The organism is Streptomyces sp. NPDC048001, from assembly GCF_043203115.1.
Classification (GTDB): Bacteria; Actinomycetota; Actinomycetes; order Streptomycetales; family Streptomycetaceae; genus Streptomyces; species Streptomyces sanyensis.
The window spans coordinates 264,259-283,423 of sequence record NZ_JBIDBN010000008.1; the positions used below are offsets into that span (position 1 = coordinate 264,259).

The following is a 19,165-nucleotide window of genomic DNA, read 5'->3' on the forward strand; positions in this document are numbered from 1 at the left end:
CTGTCGATCCGGGCGATCGCCGTTCGACGCAGGGGTGAGAGGCGGGGAACGGCCCCGCCACCGCATCCGAGGAGTTCACCGTGCCGCGCTTTCTGACCATGGTCCGCATCGACGAGGCGTCGATGGAGGCCGCCGAGTTCCCCGAGGACTTCGGCGACCGGATGGGCCGGCTGCTGGAGGAGATCACCAAGGCGGGGGTCATGCTCGACACCGCGGCGCTCCGGCCGAGCTCCGAGGCCACCCGGATCACCCGGTCGGGCGGCCGCCTGTCGTACACCGACGGGCCGTTCACCGAGACCCGGGAGGTCGTCGGCGGCTACTCGATCTGCCAGTGCAAGGACAAGGCCGAGGCCCTCGAATGGACCCGCCGCTTCATGGAGATTCACCCGGTCGAGTGGGAGTTCAGCTGCGAGGTCCGGCAGATCGCGGAGGACTGATCACCGAAGGACGACCGCCGTGCTTGCCCGCCCCCGCCCCGGCTGCTGTGATGGGTGGCCGTGACGGGAAACCCCGGGGGGCGGGCGGCAGAGGCCGTCGAGGCCGCCTTCCGCATCGAGTACGCGCGGATCATCGCCGCGGTGGCACGTGTGGTGCGCGATGTCGGCATCGCCGAGGAACTCGCCCAGGACGCGCTCCTCGCCGCGCTGGAGCAGTGGCCCGGGTCGGGCGTCCCGGACCGCCCGGGCGCCTGGCTCACGGCCGTCGCCCGGAACCGGGCCGTCGACCTGGTCCGCCGCAGGGAGACCTACGCCCGCAAGCTGGCCGAGGTCGGCAGGGACCTGGCCGACGTGCCGCCGCCGGAGCCCGCCGAGCCCGACGCGATCGACGACGACCTGCTGCGGCTGATCTTCACCGCCTGCCACCCCGTCCTCTCCGCCGACGCCCGGATCGCGCTCACCCTGCGGCTGCTCGGCGGGCTGACGACCGGGGAGATCGCACGGGCCTTCCTCACGGCCGAGCCCACGGTCGCGCAGCGCATCGTGCGGGCCAAGCGGGCGCTGGCCTCCGCGGACGTCCCCTTCGAGGTCCCGGCCGGACAGGAGCGGATCGCGCGCCTCGGCTCCGTCCTGGAGGTCGTGTACCTGGTCTTCAACGAGGGGTACGCGGCCACCGCCGGTGACGACCTGCTGCGGCCCGCCCTGTGCGAGGAGGCCCTGCGCCTCGCCCGGGTGCTCCAGGGGCTGATGCCCGGCGAGCCCGAGGTCCACGGGCTCGCCGCGCTGCTGGAGTTCCAGGCCTCCCGTATCCCGGCCCGGACCGGCCCCTCGGGCGAGCCCGTGCTGCTCGCGGACCAGGACCGGTCGCGGTGGAGCCGGCTGCTGATGCACCGGGGCGCGGCCGCCCTGGAGCGCGCGGGCCCGGGGCCGCACGGCCGCTACGCGCTCCAGGCCGCCGTCGCCGCCTGCCATGCGAGGGCCGCCCGCTACGAGGAGACCGACTGGGCCACGATCGCCCTGCTCTACGGGTTCCTGGCACGCCTCGACCCGTCCCCCGTGGTGGAACTCAACCGGGCCGTGGCCGTCTCCTACGCCGAAGGGCCGCAGACGGCGCTGCACCTCGTGGACGCGCTGTCCGGCGAGCCCGCCCTGGGCGGCTACCACCTGCTCCCGAGCGTCCGGGGCGACCTGCTGGAGCGGATGGGGCGCACGGACGAAGCACACGGGGAGTTCGCACGCGCCGCCCGCCTCGCGCGCAACGCACGCGAGCGGGCGCTGCTCCACAGCCGCGCGGCCCGCACGGCCCCCGGCACGGCGGAGCCCGGGACCCGGGGGCCGGGGGCGGGCTGAAGCGCTCCGAGGGGACCGGCTACACCGGCCGTCCCACCAGCATGGACGGGGCGCCGGCCACCCGGGTCAGGAAGACGGTGGCCTCGCCCGGGCCCTGGGGGCGCACCTTCCGGCGCAGCTCCTCCGGTTCCACCGCGGAGCCGCGCTTCTTCACCGTGAGGCGGCCCACGCCGCGTTCCCGCAGCAGCGCCCTGAGCCGCTTCACGTTGAACGGGAGCACATCGGTGATCTCGTAGGCGGTCGCATAGGGCGTGCGGCGCAGTGCGTCGGAGGTGACGTAGGCGATCGTGGCGTCGATCAGCCCGCCGTCGAGTTCCTGCGCGGCCTCGGCGACGAGGTGGGCGCGGATGACGGCGCCGTCCGGCTCGTAGAGGTAGCGGCCCGGCGGGCGGACCTCCGGGTCGGGCAGCCCGCGGCCGTACAGCACGTGTCCCCCGGGCAGCAGGGTGGCCCGCACCGCCGACGGCCGGGTGCCGAACCAGAGCACCGCCTCCTTGACCTCCCCGCCGTCCGAGATCCACTCCGCCTCCGCTCCCTCGGGCACCGCCTCGTGGGGGATGCCGGGGGCGACCTTGAGCGCGGCGTGCGGGCGGCCGCGTGCCGCGCCGACCGCCCAGGACAGCGGCGGGGAGTAGGCCTCGGGGTCGAAGATCCGGCCGCGTCCGCCGCGCCGGGCCGGGTCCGCGAACACCGCGTCGAAGGGGGTGGTGTCGATGTCCGCGACATCGGCGCAGCGCACCTCGATCAGCCCGGAGAGGCCCAGGACCTCGGCGTTGGCGCGGGCGGTGGCGGCGGTCAGCGGGTCGCGGTCGACGGCCAGCACGGTGATGCCCGCCCGGGCGAGGGCGATCGCGTCGCCCCCGATGCCGCTGCACAGGTCGGCGACGCTGCGGACCCCGAGGCCGGCGAAGCGGCGCGCCCGGTGCTCGGCGACGGTGCGGCGGGTGGACTGCTCCACGCCGTTGGGGGTGAAGAACATCCGGCCCGCGTCCCCGGCACCGAACTTGGCGACCGCCCGCTGCCGCAGCCGGGCCTGCCCCAGCGCCGCGGAGACGAGGGCGGCCGGGTGGTCGCGGCGCAGCCGGGTGGCGAGGGCCAGTTCCTCCGCGGGGTCGTGGTCGGCGAGCCGGGCCAGCAGGGCGCTGCCCTCGTCGGTGCGCAGGGCGGTGAGGGCGGCGAGCGGATCGAGGTCGTTCACCGGGCCATTGTCGGCCAGGCGGGGGACGGTTCCGCCATCGCGGGCGGTGTCGCGGCGGTGCGGGGGGCCACCGCTGACAGGATGCGACGCCATGCAACTAGTACGACAAAAGGAAAAAATGAGGGGGCATCGGGCGCGTGCCGTGCTCGCCGCCCTCGTCGTCACGGCACTCGCCGCGTGCGCGGCGGAGGAGCCCTCCGGCCCCCGTGAAGGGAACCCGCCCGCGGCCGCAGGGGCCGAGCGGAAGGCCGGGGAGAGCGCCTCCGGGGGCGCCTCGGGCGCGCTCGAGGCCTACGCGGAGAAGGTCCGCCGCACCCAGGCCGTCCGCGCGGCGGCGGCCAGGAAGTGGGGGCTGGAGCGCACCCCGCTGGCCGCCCCGCCCCCTCCCGCCGAGAAGCCCGAGATCACCACCCGCGAGGGCTTCGAGGTGGCCGGGGGCGACGCGCTGCCACCGGTCTTCACGACCGTCCCCACCAAGGAGAAGATCGTCTTCCTGACGATCGACGACGGGGCCGAGAAGGACCCGGAACTGCTCCGGATGATGTCCGAACTCGGGATCCCGTACAGCGCCTTCCTCAGCGACTACGTGATCAGCGACGACTACGGCTACTTCGGGAAGATGCGCGACTCCGGGGCCGCGCTGCACAACCACACCCTCAACCACCGCTATCTGCCCGGTCTCTCCCGCGCCCGGCAGGAGCACGAGATCTGCGGCCAGCAGGACCGCATGGAGAAGCGCTTCGGCACCCGCCCGAGACTCTTCCGCCCGCCCTACGGGAACTACAACGGCGACACCCTCAGGGTCGCGAAGTCCTGCGGGATCGAGGCCGTCCCGCTGTGGGCGGCCGAGGCGTTCCCGGACCGCATGGAGTGGCGCGAGTGGGACCGGGACCTCCATCCGGGTGACATCATCCTCACCCACTTCCGGGGCGAGGACGAGTGGAAGGGCTCCATGGCGGACATGGTCCGCCGGGTCATGCGCACGGTCACGGAGAAGGGCTACGCCGTGGCCAGGCTGGAGGACTACGTCTGATCCCGCCGGTCCCCGGCCGGGGACCGGCGGTACGCCGCGCGCGGGACGCGGGTGCCCCCGACCGGGTTTCCGGTCGGGGGCACCCGCGTCCCCGACCGCCGGAACCGCGCGACGCCACCGCGTGGATTGGCACTCCGCTTGACCGAGTGCTAATCGCAGTCATAGTCTCGCTCCTGGCACTCACCACTGGAGAGTGCCAACACAGCGACGGGCAGGTCCGGCACCCGCGACGACGGATCCACCTGGTCGCCACCTCAGATCAGTTGACCCCGTGAGATCTCCGAAGGGGGAGGTCGGATCGTGACGACCACCAGCTCCAAGGTTGCCATCAAGCCGCTCGAGGACCGCATCGTGGTCCAGCCGCTCGACGCCGAGCAGACCACGGCCTCTGGCCTGGTCATTCCGGACACCGCCAAGGAGAAGCCCCAGGAGGGCGTCGTCCTGGCCGTCGGCCCGGGCCGCTTCGAGAACGGCGAGCGTCTTCCGCTCGACGTGACCGTCGGCGATGTCGTGCTCTACAGCAAGTACGGCGGCACCGAAGTGAAGTACAGCGGCGAGGAGTACCTCGTCCTCTCGGCCCGCGACGTGCTCGCGATCGTCGAGAAGTAATTCACCGATTTGCTTCGAGCCGCGCCCCTGGTCACCCCGCTGAAGCCGGGCGGCGAGGGGCGCGGTTCGTTTTCGAGAGGACTTGAGAAGCTCCATGGCGAAGATCCTGAAGTTCGACGAGGACGCCCGTCGCGCCCTTGAGCGCGGCGTCAACAAGCTCGCCGACACCGTCAAGGTGACCATCGGCCCCCGCGGCCGCAACGTCGTCATCGACAAGAAGTTCGGCGCGCCCACCATCACCAACGACGGTGTGACCATCGCCCGCGAGGTCGAGGTCGAGGACCCGTACGAGAACCTCGGCGCCCAGCTGGTGAAGGAGGTGGCGACCAAGACCAACGACATCGCGGGTGACGGTACGACCACCGCCACCGTGCTGGCCCAGGCGCTGGTGCGCGAGGGCCTGCGCAACGTCGCCGCCGGCGCCTCCCCGGCCGCCCTGAAGAAGGGCATCGACGCCGCCGTCAAGGCCGTCTCCGAGGACCTGCTGGCCACCGCCCGTCCGATCGACGACAAGGCCGACATCGCCGCCGTGGCCGCGCTCTCCGCGCAGGACCAGCAGGTCGGCGAGCTGATCGCCGAGGCGATGGACAAGGTCGGCAAGGACGGCGTCATCACCGTCGAGGAGTCCAACACCTTCGGTCTGGAGCTGGACTTCACCGAGGGCATGGCCTTCGACAAGGGCTACCTGTCCCCGTACATGGTCTCCGACCAGGAGCGTATGGAGGCCGTCCTCGACGACCCGTACATCCTGATCCACCAGGGCAAGATCTCCTCCATCCAGGACCTGCTGCCGCTGCTGGAGAAGGTCATCCAGGCCGGTGCCTCCAAGCCGCTGCTGATCATCGCCGAGGACGTCGAGGGCGAGGCCCTGTCGACCCTGGTCGTCAACAAGATCCGCGGCACCTTCAACGCCGTGGCCGTCAAGGCCCCCGGCTTCGGCGACCGCCGCAAGGCGATGCTCGGCGACATGGCCACCCTCACCGGTGCGACCGTCATCGCCGAGGAGGTCGGCCTCAAGCTCGACCAGGCCGGTCTGGACGTGCTCGGCACCGCCCGCCGCGTCACCGTCACCAAGGACGACACCACGATCGTCGACGGCGGCGGCAACTCGGCCGACGTGGCCGGCCGCGTCAACCAGATCAAGGCCGAGATCGAGGCCACGGACTCCGACTGGGACCGCGAGAAGCTCCAGGAGCGCCTCGCGAAGCTGGCCGGCGGCGTGTGCGTGATCAAGGTCGGCGCCGCCACCGAGGTGGAGCTGAAGGAGAAGAAGCACCGTCTGGAGGACGCCATCTCCGCGACCCGCGCCGCGGTCGAGGAGGGCATCGTCTCCGGTGGCGGCTCCGCGCTGGTCCACGCCGTCAAGGTGCTGGACGGCAACCTGGGCAAGGAGGGCGACGAGGCCACCGGCGTCGCCGTCGTCCGCCGCGCCGCCGTCGAGCCGCTGCGCTGGATCGCCGAGAACGCCGGCCTGGAGGGCTACGTCATCACCTCCAAGGTGGCCGAGCTGGAGGCCGGCAACGGCTTCAACGCCGCCACCGGCGAGTACGGCGACCTGGTCAAGGCCGGTGTCATCGACCCGGTCAAGGTGACCCGCTCCGCCCTGGAGAACGCCGCCTCCATCGCCTCCCTGCTGCTCACGACCGAGACCCTGGTCGTCGAGAAGCCGGCCGAGGAGGAGCCCGAGGCGGGCCACGGCCACGGCCACAGCCACTGACGCACCGCGTGCGGCGCCCCGCGCCGCCGCCTGGACGGCCCCCGCCCGCCCGCACCCGCGGGCAGGCGGGGGCCGTCCGCTCAGGGGCCTGCCCGCCTGTGCGGGGCCGTGTCGCGGCGGGGCCGGTCAGGCAGCGCCGAGCTGCTGCATCAGGCTCAGCCGGTCGAAGTGGAACCAGCCTTCCTTGATCCTTCCGCCATCGAAGCGGAAGAAGGTCGTCCCGGTCATCGAGCACTGCTCGCCCGTCGCCGGGATCCCCTGGAAGTCGCCCTTGTGGCGGCCGGTCCACCGCCACATCACGGCCACCTCGTCACCCTCGGCCACCTGCCGCTCGATGTCGAAGGTGAACTCGAAGGCCTCCCGCCACATGGTCAGGTCGCGGCGGACGACCTCCGCGCCGGTCTCGCTCTCCGGCTCGTTGGCGACGTCGTGGTCGACGTAGTCCGGCGCGAACACCTCGTCGATCGCCGCCAGGTTCCCGCCCGCGGCGATCTCGTGGAAGAAGCGCCGGACGGTCGCGGCGTTGGACTGCTCCTCACGGACCACGTCGAGGTCGGTGAAGGACGGCATCCCCTCGCAGAGGGCCACCATCTCCCGGAACATCGCGTCGGTCTCGGGCAGCTGGGAGTTCTCCATCGCCTCCTGGTAGGAGTCGAACTCCACGATGTCCAGGTAGTGGTCCGCCTCCGAGCGGTCCCGGCCGATGACCGCGTGCGAGGCGGTCCGCTTGCCCTTCGTCTGCTCGACCCACCGGTCCATGAGGGCGTTCATGGAGTCGAAGTCGGCGGTCCGGTAGTCGATGATCTGCACGAACTTCATGGCGCCTCCCTGACGTCGGGATACCCGCCATTCTAGTGACGCAGGTCACATATCGGTGCTGTGGTCCCCGGTGCGCGCGCTCACTGCGGCCCGTACTTCCGGCCCGTCCGGGACGTCAGCCCGCCCAGCAGGCTCCGCGGGGTCAGCTTCACCACGCCCATCAGCGCCTTGTAGCGGGGGTCGGGCACCGACAGCGACTTGCCCCGTGCGAGGTCCGCCAGCGCCTCGGCCACCAGCTTGTCGGCGTCCAGCCACATCCAGCCGGGGATGTTGTCCGTGCCCATCCCGGCGCGCTGGTGGAACTCGGTCCGCACGAACCCCGGGCACAGTGCCATCAGCCGCACCCCCGACCCGGCCATGTCCCGCGCCGCGCCCTGGGTGAACTGCACGACCCACGCCTTGGAGGCGCCGTAGGTGCCGCGCGGCACGAAGGCGGCCACCGAGGCGACGTTCACCACGCCGCCGCGGCCCCGCTCCCGCATGGCTCCCGCCGCCGCCGTCGTCAGCCGCAGCACGGCCTCGCAGTGCACCTTGAGCATGGTCAGCTCGTCGGCGACGGACACGTCCAGGAAGCGGCCCTTGTTCCCGAAGCCCGCGTTGTTGACCAGCAGGTCCACCGGATTCCGGCGGTCGCGCAGCCGCTCCTCCACGGCCGCGATCCCCGCCTCCGTGGCGAGGTCCGCGGTCAGCACCGTGGCCTCGATGCCGTGCCCGTCGTGCAGCTCCGTGGCGTGCTCCCGCAGGCGCGCGGTGTCACGGGCGACCAGCACCAGGTCGTGCCCGTCGGCCGCGAGCCGCCGTGCGAAGGCGGCGCCGATGCCCGCGGTCGCTCCCGTGATCAGTGCAGTCGTCATAGGCGGCACGTTAGTGCCCCCGGCGGCCGTGCAGGGCACCGGCCTGGTCGCCCGCCGGCCGCGCACCGCCCTATTCTCGTGCGTCCTCTGCCTCCCCGCCCGTGCCGGACGTGCCGTCCCCCGCCCCGCCGGTGCCGGTCCCGGCGGCGTACTCCCGGGCCGTGCGGAGCAGTTCGGGGTGGAGGGCGTCGCCCGCGGCGAGGAGCGTCGGCAGCAGGCCGCGCTCGACGGTCTCGGCCCGGAAGGCCGTCGCCACCGTGATGCCGTGGGCGGGCCGGTGCACCACCTCCACCGGGTCCCCGGCGCGGATCTCCCCCGGCTCGACCACCCGCAGATAGGCCCCGGGCTCGCCCTGCCGGGTGAAGCGCTTGACCCAGCCCTTCTCCTCCAGCCGGTCGGCGAAGACGCGGCAGGGGATCCGGCCGCGGGTCACCTCCAGGACGAGTTCGGCGCCCACCCTCCACCGCTCGCCGATCAGCGCTCCGTTGACGTCCACGCCGAGGGTGGTCAGGTTCTCCCCGAAGATCCCGTTGCGCAGCGGGCGGCCCAGGCGCTGCTCCCAGGCGTCCAGGTCCTCGCGGGCGAAGGCGTAGACCGCCTGGTGGGTCCCGCCGTGGTGGCGCAGGTCGCCGATGGAGTCCCCGGCCAGCCCGCTGCCGCCGGTGCCATGCGGCCCGGGGTCCGCCACCGCGACCGGACCGTCCGCGGGGTGCTTGTCGATGCCGGTGGTTCCCGTGGCCGCGGTGGTGTACGGGACGGCCTCGGCCCGTCCGGTGTTCACGCTGAGGAGCTTCATGCCGGAGACGTTAGCCGAGCATCCCAAAGCGAAGGCCGCTCAACCTCGCGTCGCCCCAAGCACCACTTATGATGGTCGGATGATCGAAGCCCGTCATCTCCGCGTTCTGCGCGCCGTGGCCGCCACCGGCTCCTTCTCCGCCGCGGCCCGCGAACTCGGGTGCACCCAGCCCGCGGTGAGCCAGCAGATGAAGGCTCTGGAGGCGTCCGCCGGCACGCCGCTGCTGGTCCGCACCGGGCGCGAGATGCGCCTGACGCAGGCGGGCGAGGTGCTGGTGCGCCACGCGGCCGGGATCCTCGCCGGACTGACCGCCGCCGAGGAGGAGGTCGCCGCCATCGCCGGACTGCGCGCGGGCCGGGTGCGGCTGGTGTCCTTCCCCAGCGGCAGCTCCACGCTGGTCCCCGCCGCGCTGGCGGCCCTGCGTGCCGCCCACCCCGGCACCCGGGTCTCCCTCGTGGACGCCGAACCGCCCCGGTCCGTCGAGATGCTGCGGGAGGGCGACTGCGACGTGGCCCTGGCCTTCCGGTACGGGGGCGCGGGGGCGGAGTGGGACGACCTCGCCGTCCGGCCGCTGCTGACCGACCGGCTGGTGGGCCTCGTGCCGGAGGGCCACCGGCTGGCCGGCGCGGGCACGGTGGCCATCGGGGACCTGGCCGAGGAGCCGTGGATCGCCGGGTGCCCGCGCTGCCGCAGGCAGCTCGTCGACGTCTGCGAGGACGCGGGCTTCGCCCCCCGGATCGACTTCGCCACCGACGACTACCCGGCCGTGATCGGTCTGGTCCGCGCCGGGCTCGGCGTGGCGGTGCTGCCGGAGCTGGCCCTGGAGTCGGTGCGTCCGCAGGGGGTGCGGACGGTCGCCGTGGATCCGCCGGTGCGCCGGGAGATCGTGGCGCTCACCCTCCCGGACCTCTCCCAGGTGCCCGCCGTCGCCGCCACCCTGGACCATCTCGCCCTCGCCGCGGTGCGCTGAGCCCGGCCGGGCGCGCGCCGGGGTGCGCCCGCCCGGCGCCCCGGGCGGCACCGGGGTCACGCCGCGCCCGCCCGCCGGGGGCGCAGGAACGTTTCTTCGATCGTGGGCGGCCTTCCGCCGTCAGCCGTGGCCCGAGCCGCCCGCGCTGGCCGCCGGTACCAGGCGGTGCCGTGCGCGCCCCATCAGCTCCTCGCGCTCGTCCTCGGTCAGCCCGCCCCACACTCCGTAGGGTTCGCGGACCGCGAGGGCGTGCGCGGCGCACTGGGCCCGCACCGGGCACCGCATGCAGACCTCCTTCGCCGAGTTCTCGCGCGCGCTCCGCGCTGCTCCGCGCTCGCCCTCGGGGTGGAAGAAGAGAGAGCTGTCGACTCCGCGGCACGCCGCGAGGAGCTGCCAGTCCCACAGATCGGCGTTGGGTCCGGGAAGGCGAGAGAAATCTGCCATAGCGCATGTCCCCTTGAAACCGTGCTGGGTGGAGGTCCTGGGTGGAACAGGACCGCTGGGAGCGGGCGGGGCCACGGGCCGGTGCTTGCCCGGATCAGCGTCCCGCGCTGTGCCAACGACCGTACATCTCCTGTGTAAGTAGATGTAAATATGACTCATTGCGAATCTAGCCAAAGACACCAGTCAATGGGAAGAAAACCGTCTGAATGGGGCACTATCTCTCGCGGGACCCCAGGTGACCTGCGGAGCTTCCCTCTGTGGAGGCGTGCTCACGCAGGGTGCCGAAGAGTCGGGTCCCGGCCGTAACTCTTTCGAGTGACCATCGTTGAGAGTGCAGAGGCGGTTGAAAGAAGAAGCTCTCGGGCACATGTCCGACAGCGTTCAACCGCACAGGTGAAGATACGTACCCAGCCTGGAGGCTCAAGGTGACGCGCATCAGCTGCGAGAGCCACGGAGGTCAGTCATGACGTCCGTCCTCGTCTGCGACGACTCCCCGCTTGCCCGAGAGGCGCTCCGCCGCGCGGTCGCGACCGTGCCCGGCGTCGAGCGTGTGACGACCGCGGCCAACGGCGAGGAAGTCCTCCGCCGCTGGGGTGCGGATCGCTCGGACCTCATTCTGATGGACGTGCGCATGCCCGGTCTGGGGGGTGTCGAAACCGTGCGCCGCCTGCTCTCGGCGGACCCCGGTGCCCGGATCATCATGCTCACCGTCGCCGAGGACCTCGACGGCGTGGCGCTCGCGGTCGCCGCGGGGGCGCGCGGCTATCTCCACAAGGACGCCTCGCGCGCCGAGCTCCGTGCCACGGTCACCCAGGCGCTGGCCGACCCGACCTGGCGGCTCGCCCCCCGCCGCCTGCGCTCGGCCGAGATGGGGGCTGCCCCGACGCTGACCGCGCGCGAGATCCAGGTGCTGGAGGGGATGAGCCACGGCCGGTCCAACGCCGAGATCGGACGCGAGCTCTTCCTCTCCGAGGACACGGTCAAGACGCACGCCCGGCGGCTGTTCAAGAAGCTCGGCGCATCGGACCGGGCGCACGCCGTCGCACTCGGATTCCGCTGGGGTCTGGTCCGCTGAGAGGGTCCCGACGGGGGTGACGGATGCCCGAGGGCATCCGTTTCCCGCGCGATGCCGCATCCTTGAGGTGTGGAGTTCCTCGGGGACGATTCGGTCGAGCGGAAGGGGAGGGCGCAGGAGATGAGTTCCGGCGCGCCTGCTCATAACGCTTCGGTGCACAACATGGGACGTGCCGCCGCGGACGCGCCGCCGCCAAGGCACCATGGACCGATGCGTGACGACGAGGCGGCGGGCGCCCGGGGGGCCATCGGAGCGCTCGTCCAGAGTGCCGTCGACGGCGACGAGCAGGCCACGCACGACCTGCTCGCGCATGTCCACCCGCTGGCGCTGCGCTTCTGCCGGTCCCGGTTGAGCCGGCTCCCGGGTGACGCCCGTCACTTCGCCGACGACCTCGCGCAGGAGGTCTGCGTGGCGGTGCTGATGGCCCTGCCGCGCTACAAGGACACCGGTCGCCCCTTCGAGGCGTTCGTCTTCGCCATCGCCTCGCACAAGGTCGCCGACCTCCAGCGGGCCGCGATGCGCCACCCGGGGTCCACCGCCGTCCCCTCCGACGAGATGCCGGAGCGCCCCGACACCTCGCTCGGTCCCGAGGAGCGTGCCCTGCTCAGCGACGACGCGGAGTGGGCGCGGCGGCTCCTGGCCAACCTCCCCGAGAACCAGCGCGAGCTGCTGGTGCTGCGCGTCGCCGTCGGTCTGACGGCCGAGGAGACCGGCCAGATGCTCGGGATGTCGCCGGGCGCCGTCCGGGTCGCCCAGCACCGTGCGCTCAGCCGTCTGAGGGCGCTCGCGGGGCAGTGAACCGTCCGCGCCGTCACCACGTACGAAGCTACGAAGCGGGTGATCGACGCTGATCGTGGAATGAGACCGCCGCGGAGCCCGTTAGCATGGACATCCGCACCGATCAAGGCCATTGGGGAAGGTGTCATGACCAACGTCGACGGAGTGCCCGAGAAATTCGCGACACTCGGGCTGACCTACGACGATGTGCTGCTGCTGCCGGGGGCCTCCGACATGGCCCCCGACCAGATCGACACCTCCTCGTATCTCTCGAAGAACGTGCGGGTGAACATCCCGCTGCTGTCCGCCGCCATGGACAAGGTGACCGAGGCCCGGATGGCCATCGCCATGGCGCGCCAGGGCGGCGCGGGCGTGCTGCACCGCAACCTCTCCATCGCCGACCAGGCCAACCAGGTCGACCTGGTCAAGCGCTCCGAGTCCGGCATGGTCTCCGACCCGATCACCGTGCACCCGGACGCCACGCTCGCCGACGCCGACCGCCTCTGCGCCAAGTTCCGCATCAGCGGCGTGCCGGTCACCGACGCGGCGGGCAAGCTGCTCGGCATCGTCACCAACCGCGACATGGCCTTCGAATCGGACCGCTCCCGCCAGGTGCGCGAGGTCATGACGCCGATGCCGCTGGTCACCGGCAAGGTGGGCATCTCCGGCGTGGACGCGATGGAGCTGCTGCGCCGCCACAAGATCGAGAAGCTGCCGCTGGTCGACGACGCGGGCGTCCTCAAGGGCCTGATCACGGTCAAGGACTTCGTCAAGGCGGAGAAGTACCCGAACGCAGCCAAGGACAAGGACGGGCGGCTGCTCGTCGGCGCGGCGGTCGGTGTCGCGGGCGACGCCTTCGAGCGTGCCCAGGCCCTGATCGAGGCGGGTGTCGACTTCATCGTCGTGGACACCGCGCACGGCCACTCCAAGCTCGTCGGGGACATGATCGCCAAGATCAAGTCCAACGCCTCCGTGGACGTCATCGGCGGCAACGTCGCCACCCGCGACGGCGCCCAGTCGCTCATCGACGCGGGTGCGGACGGCATCAAGGTCGGCGTCGGCCCCGGCTCCATCTGCACCACCCGCGTGGTCGCCGGTATCGGCGTCCCGCAGGTCACCGCGATCTACGAGGCGGCACTGGCCGCCAAGTCGGCCGGGGTGCCGGTCATCGGCGACGGCGGCCTGCAGTACTCGGGCGACATCGCCAAGGCGCTCGTCGCGGGCGCGGACACGGTGATGCTCGGCTCGCTGCTCGCCGGCTGCGAGGAGTCCCCGGGCGAGCTGCTGTTCATCAACGGCAAGCAGTTCAAGTCCTACCGGGGCATGGGCTCCCTCGGCGCCATGCAGTCCCGCGGCGACCAGCGCTCCTTCTCCAAGGACCGCTACTTCCAGGAGGGCGTCGCCTCGGACGAGAAGCTGGTCCCCGAGGGCATCGAGGGCCAGGTCCCCTACCGCGGACCGCTCTCCGCGGTGGTGCACCAGCTGGTCGGAGGCCTGCGCCAGTCGATGTTCTACGTGGGCGGCCGGACGGTCCCCGAGCTCCAGGACAACGGCCGCTTCGTCCGGATCACCTCGGCGGGCCTCAAGGAGAGCCACCCGCACGACATCCAGATGACGGTCGAGGCGCCGAACTACAGCAGGACGTAGGCGCGGCGCGGGGGCTCCGGCGCCCGCACGCACCGCACGGCACCGCAGGGGCGGTCCCGGGAGCGCGGACACCACGGGTGGCCGGGCGCCGGGGCCGCCCCGCGCCATGTCGGGGATACTGGTAGCGCCAGACGTAGAGGGAAAGGCCACACACGTGACTGAGATCGAGATCGGGCGCGGCAAGCGCGGCCGCCGGGCGTACGCGTTCGATGACATCGCCGTCGTGCCCAGTCGCCGCACGCGGGACCCGAAGGAGGTCTCGATCGCCTGGCAGATCGACGCCTACCGCTTCGACCTGCCGTTCCTGGCCGCCCCGATGGACTCGGTCGTCTCCCCCCGGACCGCGATCCGCATCGGTGAGATGGGCGGCCTGGGCGTACTGAACCTCGAGGGCCTGTGGACCCGTTACGAGGACCCGCAGCCGCTGCTCGACGAGATCGCGGAGCTGGCCCCGGAGCAGGCCACCCGCCGCCTCCAGGAGATCTACGCCGCTCCGATCAAGGAGGAGCTGATCGGGCAGCGGATCAAGGAGGTGCGCGACGCCGGTGTCGTCACCGCCGCCGCACTCTCCCCGCAGCGCACCGCGCAGTTCTCCAAGGCCGTGGTCGACGCCGGGGTGGACATCTTCGTCATCCGCGGCACCACGGTCTCCGCCGAGCACGTGTCGGGGGCGGCCGAACCGCTCAACCTCAAGCAGTTCATCTACGAGCTGGACGTGCCCGTCATCGTCGGCGGCTGCGCCACCTACACGGCCGCGCTCCACCTGATGCGCACCGGCGCCGCGGGGGTCCTGGTCGGCTTCGGCGGCGGTGCCGCGCACACCACCCGCAACGTGCTGGGCATCCAGGTCCCGATGGCGACCGCCGTGGCCGACGTCGCGGCCGCCCGCCGCGACTACATGGACGAGTCCGGCGGCCGGTACGTCCATGTCATCGCCGACGGCGGTGTGGGCTGGTCGGGCGACCTGCCCAAGGCTGTGGCCTGCGGTGCGGACGCCGTGATGATCGGCTCCCCGCTGGCCCGCGCCACGGACGCCCCGGGCAGGGGCCGCCACTGGGGCATGGAGGCCGTCCACGAGGACGTGCCGCGCGGCAAGCTGGTCGACCTGGGCATCGTCGGCACCACGGAGGAGGTCCTGGCGGGCCCCTCGCACAGCCCCGACGGCTCCATGAACTTCTTCGGGGCGCTGCGCCGGGCGATGGCCACCACCGGCTACAGCGAGCTCAAGGAGTTCCAGCGCGTCGAGGTGACCGTGGCGGACTCGCAGCACCGTCGCTGACGGAGCGCCGAGCGCCGAGCGCCGAAGGCCGCACGCCGAGGGCCGGGCACCCCGCAGGGGGTGCCCGGCCCTCGTTCCGTGCGCCGCTCGCGCGGGCGCCGTGGTGCCTCAGGCGTTGGCCTTCCGGGCGCCGGCGAACGCGGTGAGCGCGCCGATCCCGAGGAAGACGTAGGTCATGGCCTCCGCGCTCTCGCTCCATACCTTCGTCAGCAGGTCGAACTCCAGGAAGAGATCCAGGAAGGGGACGGACAGCTCCTTGCTGCCCACGACGGCGATGCCGACCAGCTGCCCGAGGTAGACCGCACCGACGGCGAGCACCGCGGAGGCGATCGGGAGGACCGGGTTCCGGCCGCCCACCTTGGCCGAGGCGAAGCCGATCAGGAAGCCCACCGCGACGGCCGCGTAGCCGACCTCCCGCTCGATGGAGCCGGCGAGCGCGCCGTAGGCGCCCGCCAGGACCAGCGCGGCGGCGAGGGCGACGAGCAGGCCGAGACCCAGGTTCTCCCGGGCCGGGGCGGGCGGCGGGGGCGGAGCGTACGGAACGCCCTGCGGACCCTGGGCGCCCTGCGGACCCTGGGCGAACGGGTTCCCCGACGGCGGCGGTACGGGCTGGGTCATGTGGAAGTTCCCCCTGGAGGTATGACGTTCGTCGCACGGACGTGCGAGCGGTCCGGACACTAGCAGTCCGCCCGGACGCCACGCCTCTCGGTTACCCGACCGTTGTGCGGCCGTCCCGCCGCCCTCCCGCCGCTGTCACAGCCGGTGCGCCGCGCCGACGGGCGTCGCCCCCCGCGTGTCCAGCAGGAGTTGGGCCTTCACGGCCAGTCCCTGCAGGTCGTAGGTGCGGTGGTTCTGCAGCAGCACCGTCAGGTCCGCGCGGGCCGCGGCCTCGTAGAGCGAGTCCGCCCGCGGGACGGGGACCTCCCGCACCCGCCAGTCGGGCACATGCGGGTCGTGGTAGCTGACCTGGGCGCCCATGTCCCTCAGCCGGCAGGCGACCTCGGCGGCGGGGGAGCCCTGGAGGTCGGCCAGGTCGGGCTTGTACGTCACCCCCAGCAGCAGCACCCGCGCACCCCGGGCGGACTTGCCGTGCTCGTTGAGGAGGGTGGCGCAGCGCTGGATGACATAGCGCGGCATCCGGGTGTTGATGTCGGCGGCCAGACCCACCATCCGCAGTCCCCGCCCGGGCGCCGGGCCGGGGTCGAGGGGGGTGCCGTGGCCCCCGACGCCGGGTCCGGGACGGAACGCCTGGAAGCCGAAGGGCTTGGTCTCGGCGCAGCGGATGACGTCCCAGAGGTCGATGCCGAGGTCGTGGCAGAGCACCGCCATCTCGTTGACCAGGGCGATGTTGACGTGCCGGAAGTTGGTCTCCAGCACCTTCACGGTCTCCGCCTCGCGCAGCCCGCGGGCGCGGACCACCTTGTCGGTGAGGCGCCCGTAGAACGCGGCCGCGGACTCCGTGCAGGCCGGGGTGAGCCCGCCGATGACCTTGGGGGTGGTGGCGTAGCCGCGGTCCCGGGTGCCCGGGTCGGTGCGGCTGGGGGAGTGCGCGAGGTGGAAGTCCCGTCCGGCGCGCAGCCCGGAGCCGTCCTCCAGGAGCGGTCGCAGTACTCCGTCCGTGGTGCCGGGCGGCACCGCGGACTCCAGGATGACCGTGGTGTGCGGGCGCAGCCGGGAGGCCAGGACCCGGGCGGCGCCGGTGAGGGCGGTGAGGTCGGGGGTGCCGTCGGGGCCCGGCGGGGTGGGGGAGCAGACGACGGCGGTGCGGACCCGGCCCAGCTCCGCCGGGTCGTCCACGGTGCGGAAGCCCGCCGAGAGCATCCGGCGCACGTCGGCTGCGGTGACGCCGGCGGCGGGTTCGGGGTGGCCGCCCCCCGGGCCGCGCGGCCGCGGGTCGTAGCCGACGGTCTCCACCCCGGCGGCGACGGCGGCCTGGGCGAGGGGGAGACCGAGGTGGCCGAGACCGATGACGGCGAGATCTGCGGGCATGGCGTGGTCCGTCCTTCCCATAGCCGGAGGGGACTCCTTGTGCAATCCCTGTGGGCGAAACAGGGGGATGCAATGTCAGACTAGGCGTAAATATGACCGTTCTGTCGCATTGGGAGCGCGTGGCTAACGGGGTGTTATCCACAGGCGGTGGCTGAACCCGGCGAGCGGGGACAGAATCGACTGTGGGATGCCGAGCGCGGCAACCGACGGGGGCGACGGGAGGCAGCAGTGAGGACAGCGACACTGGGACCCGGCCAGCGTGCCGAGGCACTCGCCGCGATGGCCGAGCACGAACTGGACGTCCTGGTCGTGGGTGCGGGCGTGGTCGGCGCGGGCACGGCACTGGACGCGGCGACACGCGGTCTGTCGACCGCCCTCGTGGAGGCGCGCGACTGGGCCTCGGGCACGTCAAGCCGTTCGAGCAAGCTGATCCACGGAGGTCTGCGCTATCTGGAGATGCTGGACTTCGCCCTCGTCCGGGAGGCGCTGAAGGAGCGCGGGCTGCTGCTGGACCGCCTCGCCCCGCACCTCGTCAGGCCGGTGCCCTTCCTCTACCCGCTGCGCCACCGCGGCTGGGAGCGGTGGTACGCGGGCTCGGGCGTGGCCCTCTACGACGCGATGTCGGTCTCCTCGGGCCGCGGCCGGGGCCTGCCCCTCCACCGCCACCTCTCGCGGCGCCGTGCGCTGCGGGCCGCGCCCGCGCTGCGCCGCGACGCCCTGGTCGGCGCCCTCCAGTACTACGACGCCCAGACGGACGACGCCCGCTTCGTCACCGCCCTCGTGCGCACCGCGGCCTCCTACGGCGCGCATGTCGCCAGCCGGGCGCGCGTGGTGGGCTTCCTGCGCGAGGGCGAGCGGGTCGTCGGCGCCCGGGTGGAGGACGTCGAGGGCGGCGGCACCTACGAGGTCCGCGCCCGCCAGGTCGTCAACGCGACGGGCGTGTGGACGGACGACACCCAGGCGCTCATCGGCGAGCGCGGGCAGTTCCACGTGCGGGCCTCCAAGGGCATCCACCTGGTCGTCCCCAAGGACCGCATCCACTCCACCTCCGGTCTGATCCTCCGCACCGAGACCTCGGTGCTCTTCGTCATCCCCTGGGGCCGTCACTGGATCGTGGGCACCACCGACACCGACTGGGATCTGGACAAGGCCCATCCGGCGGCGTCCAGCGCCGACATCGACTACCTGCTGGAGCAGGTCAACTCCGTGCTGGCGGTGCCTCTCACCCGCGACGACGTCCAGGGCGTCTACGCCGGGCTGCGCCCCCTGCTGGCCGGTGAGTCGGACGCCACGAGCAAGCTCTCGCGCGAGCACACCGTGGCCCATCCCGTCCCGGGCCTGGTGGTCGTGGCGGGCGGCAAGTACACGACCTACCGGGTGATGGCCAAGGACGCGGTGGACGCGGCCGTCCACGGCCTGGACCAGCGTGTCGCGGCCTGCGTCACCGAGGACACCCCGCTCATCGGCGCCGAGGGCTACCACGCCGTGTGGAACGCCCGGGCCCGGATCGCCGCGCGCACCGGTCTCCACGTCGTCCGGGTGGAGCATCTCCTCCACCGCTACGGCGCCCTGACGGAGGAACTGCTCGCCCTGGTCGCCGAGGACCCCTCCCTCGGGGAACCGCTCACCGGAGCGGACGACTACCTCCGGGCGGAGGTCGTCTACGCCGCCTCGCACGAGGGCGCCCGCCATCTGGACGACGTGCTGACCCGGCGCACCCGCATCTCCATCGAGACCTTCGACCGCGGCACGCGCTGCGCCCGGGAGTGCGCGCGGCTGATGGCCCCGGTGCTCGGGTGGGGGCCGGAGCAGATCGACAAGGAGGTGGAGCACTACGAGAAGCGGGTCGAGGCCGAGCGGGAGTCGCAGCGCCAGCCCGACGACCTCACCGCCGACGCGGCACGCTTGGGGGCGCCGGACATCGTGCCGCTGTGAGCGCCTGTGCCGGGGTCCCGGGCAGGCTTCCACCTCCCGTCGGGCGCCCGCGCCGCCCTCCGCGGGGCCGCCGTCTCCTCCCGTCCGCCCAACCCGCCCCGGGGTGAGGAGGGTTGGGCGGGCGCACGCCCCGCCCCTCGCCGTCCCGACCAGCGCGAGGGCCGCCGACACGCCGTGTAGCGGCATGGCGGGGGCGTAGGAGGCCGGGACCGGGCGGCCCCCGGGAGCACGTGCGG

General features: G+C 72.8%; 18 protein-coding genes. 11 read left to right on the plus strand and 7 right to left on the minus strand.

Features of this window, described 5'->3' with window-relative positions:
* The first annotated feature begins 80 nt into the window (after positions 1-80).
* Together ACGF15_RS17110 and ACGF15_RS17115 are read left to right on the plus strand one after the other, a co-directional pair.
* Positions 81-437 carry a YciI family protein gene (locus ACGF15_RS17110; protein WP_392799773.1) on the plus strand — a complete coding sequence of 119 codons (357 nt, stop codon included), beginning with the start codon at positions 81-83 and terminating at the stop codon, positions 435-437.
* 60 nt (positions 438-497) lie between these two features.
* Complete coding sequence (locus ACGF15_RS17115; protein ID WP_392799776.1) at positions 498-1,787, plus strand: RNA polymerase sigma factor; 1,290 nt, start codon at positions 498-500, stop codon at positions 1,785-1,787.
* Between the two features lie 19 nt (positions 1,788-1,806).
* On the opposite strand, the gene ACGF15_RS17120 is transcribed toward ACGF15_RS17115, so the two are convergent.
* The gene (locus ACGF15_RS17120) at positions 1,807-3,078 is read right to left on the minus strand and encodes an SAM-dependent methyltransferase (protein ID WP_376426716.1); all 1,272 of its coding nucleotides are present in this window, start codon (positions 3,076-3,078) and stop codon (positions 1,807-1,809) included.
* 25 nt (positions 3,079-3,103) lie between these two features.
* Between ACGF15_RS17120 and ACGF15_RS17125 the strand changes: the two genes are divergently transcribed.
* The 3 genes from ACGF15_RS17125 (at position 3,104) to groL (ending at position 6,344) form a co-directional block, all read left to right on the plus strand.
* Positions 3,104-4,018, plus strand: a complete 915-nt coding sequence (locus ACGF15_RS17125) for a polysaccharide deacetylase family protein (protein ID WP_392799779.1) — start codon at positions 3,104-3,106, stop codon at positions 4,016-4,018.
* A gap of 300 nt (positions 4,019-4,318) precedes the next feature.
* On the plus strand, positions 4,319-4,627 hold the full coding sequence (groES, locus tag ACGF15_RS17130) for a co-chaperone GroES (RefSeq protein WP_256525479.1): 309 nt from the start codon (positions 4,319-4,321) through the stop codon (positions 4,625-4,627).
* Positions 4,628-4,721: 94 nt separating this feature from the next.
* Positions 4,722-6,344 carry a chaperonin GroEL gene (groL, locus tag ACGF15_RS17135; RefSeq protein ID WP_256525480.1) on the plus strand — a complete coding sequence of 541 codons (1,623 nt, stop codon included), beginning with the start codon at positions 4,722-4,724 and terminating at the stop codon, positions 6,342-6,344.
* A 126-nt stretch (positions 6,345-6,470) separates the two neighbouring features.
* On the opposite strand, the gene ACGF15_RS17140 is transcribed toward groL, so the two are convergent.
* The 3 genes from ACGF15_RS17140 to ACGF15_RS17150 form a co-directional block, all read right to left on the minus strand.
* Complete coding sequence (locus ACGF15_RS17140; RefSeq protein WP_392799783.1) at positions 6,471-7,163, minus strand: ester cyclase; 693 nt, start codon at positions 7,161-7,163, stop codon at positions 6,471-6,473.
* 80 nt (positions 7,164-7,243) lie between these two features.
* Entirely contained in the window at positions 7,244-8,017 is a 774-nt protein-coding gene (locus tag ACGF15_RS17145; protein WP_345614502.1) for an SDR family oxidoreductase, read from the minus strand.
* A 70-nt stretch (positions 8,018-8,087) separates the two neighbouring features.
* Positions 8,088-8,813 (minus strand): MOSC domain-containing protein, encoded by a 726-nt coding sequence (locus ACGF15_RS17150; protein WP_392799787.1) that lies wholly within the window; start codon positions 8,811-8,813, stop codon positions 8,088-8,090.
* A 79-nt stretch (positions 8,814-8,892) separates the two neighbouring features.
* On the opposite strand from ACGF15_RS17150, the gene ACGF15_RS17155 reads away from it, so the two are divergent.
* Positions 8,893-9,783, plus strand: coding sequence for a LysR family transcriptional regulator (locus tag ACGF15_RS17155; RefSeq protein WP_345614504.1), 891 nt, complete (start codon positions 8,893-8,895; stop codon positions 9,781-9,783).
* Between the two features lie 120 nt (positions 9,784-9,903).
* Here ACGF15_RS17155 and ACGF15_RS17160 read toward each other — a convergent pair whose 3' ends face one another.
* Positions 9,904-10,227, minus strand: coding sequence for a WhiB family transcriptional regulator (locus tag ACGF15_RS17160; protein WP_256525485.1), 324 nt, complete (start codon positions 10,225-10,227; stop codon positions 9,904-9,906).
* Between the two features lie 463 nt (positions 10,228-10,690).
* Between ACGF15_RS17160 and ACGF15_RS17165 the strand changes: the two genes are divergently transcribed.
* From ACGF15_RS17165 to ACGF15_RS17180, 4 genes are all read left to right on the plus strand, one after another.
* Positions 10,691-11,302 (plus strand): response regulator transcription factor, encoded by a 612-nt coding sequence (locus ACGF15_RS17165; RefSeq protein WP_003948568.1) that lies wholly within the window; start codon positions 10,691-10,693, stop codon positions 11,300-11,302.
* Positions 11,303-11,512: 210 nt separating this feature from the next.
* A complete protein-coding gene (locus ACGF15_RS17170) occupies positions 11,513-12,100 on the plus strand; it encodes a sigma-70 family RNA polymerase sigma factor (RefSeq protein ID WP_345614505.1) in 588 nt (195 codons plus the stop codon).
* 126 nt (positions 12,101-12,226) lie between these two features.
* The gene (gene guaB, locus ACGF15_RS17175) at positions 12,227-13,726 is read left to right on the plus strand and encodes an IMP dehydrogenase (protein ID WP_345614506.1); all 1,500 of its coding nucleotides are present in this window, start codon (positions 12,227-12,229) and stop codon (positions 13,724-13,726) included.
* A gap of 154 nt (positions 13,727-13,880) precedes the next feature.
* Positions 13,881-15,005 (plus strand): GuaB3 family IMP dehydrogenase-related protein, encoded by a 1,125-nt coding sequence (locus ACGF15_RS17180; protein WP_256525488.1) that lies wholly within the window; start codon positions 13,881-13,883, stop codon positions 15,003-15,005.
* Positions 15,006-15,113: 108 nt separating this feature from the next.
* Here ACGF15_RS17180 and ACGF15_RS17185 read toward each other — a convergent pair whose 3' ends face one another.
* Positions 15,114-15,623 (minus strand): hypothetical protein, encoded by a 510-nt coding sequence (locus ACGF15_RS17185; protein ID WP_362612087.1) that lies wholly within the window; start codon positions 15,621-15,623, stop codon positions 15,114-15,116.
* Between the two features lie 135 nt (positions 15,624-15,758).
* Complete coding sequence (locus tag ACGF15_RS17190) at positions 15,759-16,994, minus strand: nucleotide sugar dehydrogenase (RefSeq protein WP_362612085.1); 1,236 nt, start codon at positions 16,992-16,994, stop codon at positions 15,759-15,761.
* A gap of 228 nt (positions 16,995-17,222) precedes the next feature.
* On the opposite strand from ACGF15_RS17190, the gene ACGF15_RS17195 reads away from it, so the two are divergent.
* Positions 17,223-18,929 (plus strand): glycerol-3-phosphate dehydrogenase/oxidase, encoded by a 1,707-nt coding sequence (locus ACGF15_RS17195; RefSeq protein WP_362612083.1) that lies wholly within the window; start codon positions 17,223-17,225, stop codon positions 18,927-18,929.
* Positions 18,930-19,165 lie beyond the last annotated feature (236 nt).

Coding starts and splice junctions, on each gene's coding strand:
- ACGF15_RS17145 (WP_345614502.1), bottom strand. CDS start 8,017: ATGACGACTGCACTGATCACGGGAGCGACCGCGGGCATCGGCGCCGCC.
- ACGF15_RS17185 (WP_362612087.1), bottom strand. CDS start 15,623: ATGACCCAGCCCGTACCGCCGCCGTCGGGGAACCCGTTCGCCCAGGGT.
- ACGF15_RS17160 (WP_256525485.1), bottom strand. CDS start 10,227: ATGGCAGATTTCTCTCGCCTTCCCGGACCCAACGCCGATCTGTGGGAC.
- ACGF15_RS17165 (WP_003948568.1), top strand. CDS start 10,691: ATGACGTCCGTCCTCGTCTGCGACGACTCCCCGCTTGCCCGAGAGGCG.
- ACGF15_RS17170 (WP_345614505.1), top strand. CDS start 11,513: ATGCGTGACGACGAGGCGGCGGGCGCCCGGGGGGCCATCGGAGCGCTC.
- ACGF15_RS17140 (WP_392799783.1), bottom strand. CDS start 7,163: ATGAAGTTCGTGCAGATCATCGACTACCGGACCGCCGACTTCGACTCC.
- ACGF15_RS17150 (WP_392799787.1), bottom strand. CDS start 8,813: ATGAAGCTCCTCAGCGTGAACACCGGACGGGCCGAGGCCGTCCCGTAC.
- ACGF15_RS17155 (WP_345614504.1), top strand. CDS start 8,893: ATGATCGAAGCCCGTCATCTCCGCGTTCTGCGCGCCGTGGCCGCCACC.
- guaB (WP_345614506.1), top strand. CDS start 12,227: ATGACCAACGTCGACGGAGTGCCCGAGAAATTCGCGACACTCGGGCTG.
- ACGF15_RS17120 (WP_376426716.1), bottom strand. CDS start 3,078: ATGGCGTCGCATCCTGTCAGCGGTGGCCCCCCGCACCGCCGCGACACC.
- groL (WP_256525480.1), top strand. CDS start 4,722: ATGGCGAAGATCCTGAAGTTCGACGAGGACGCCCGTCGCGCCCTTGAG.
- ACGF15_RS17190 (WP_362612085.1), bottom strand. CDS start 16,994: ATGCCCGCAGATCTCGCCGTCATCGGTCTCGGCCACCTCGGTCTCCCC.
- ACGF15_RS17125 (WP_392799779.1), top strand. CDS start 3,104: ATGAGGGGGCATCGGGCGCGTGCCGTGCTCGCCGCCCTCGTCGTCACG.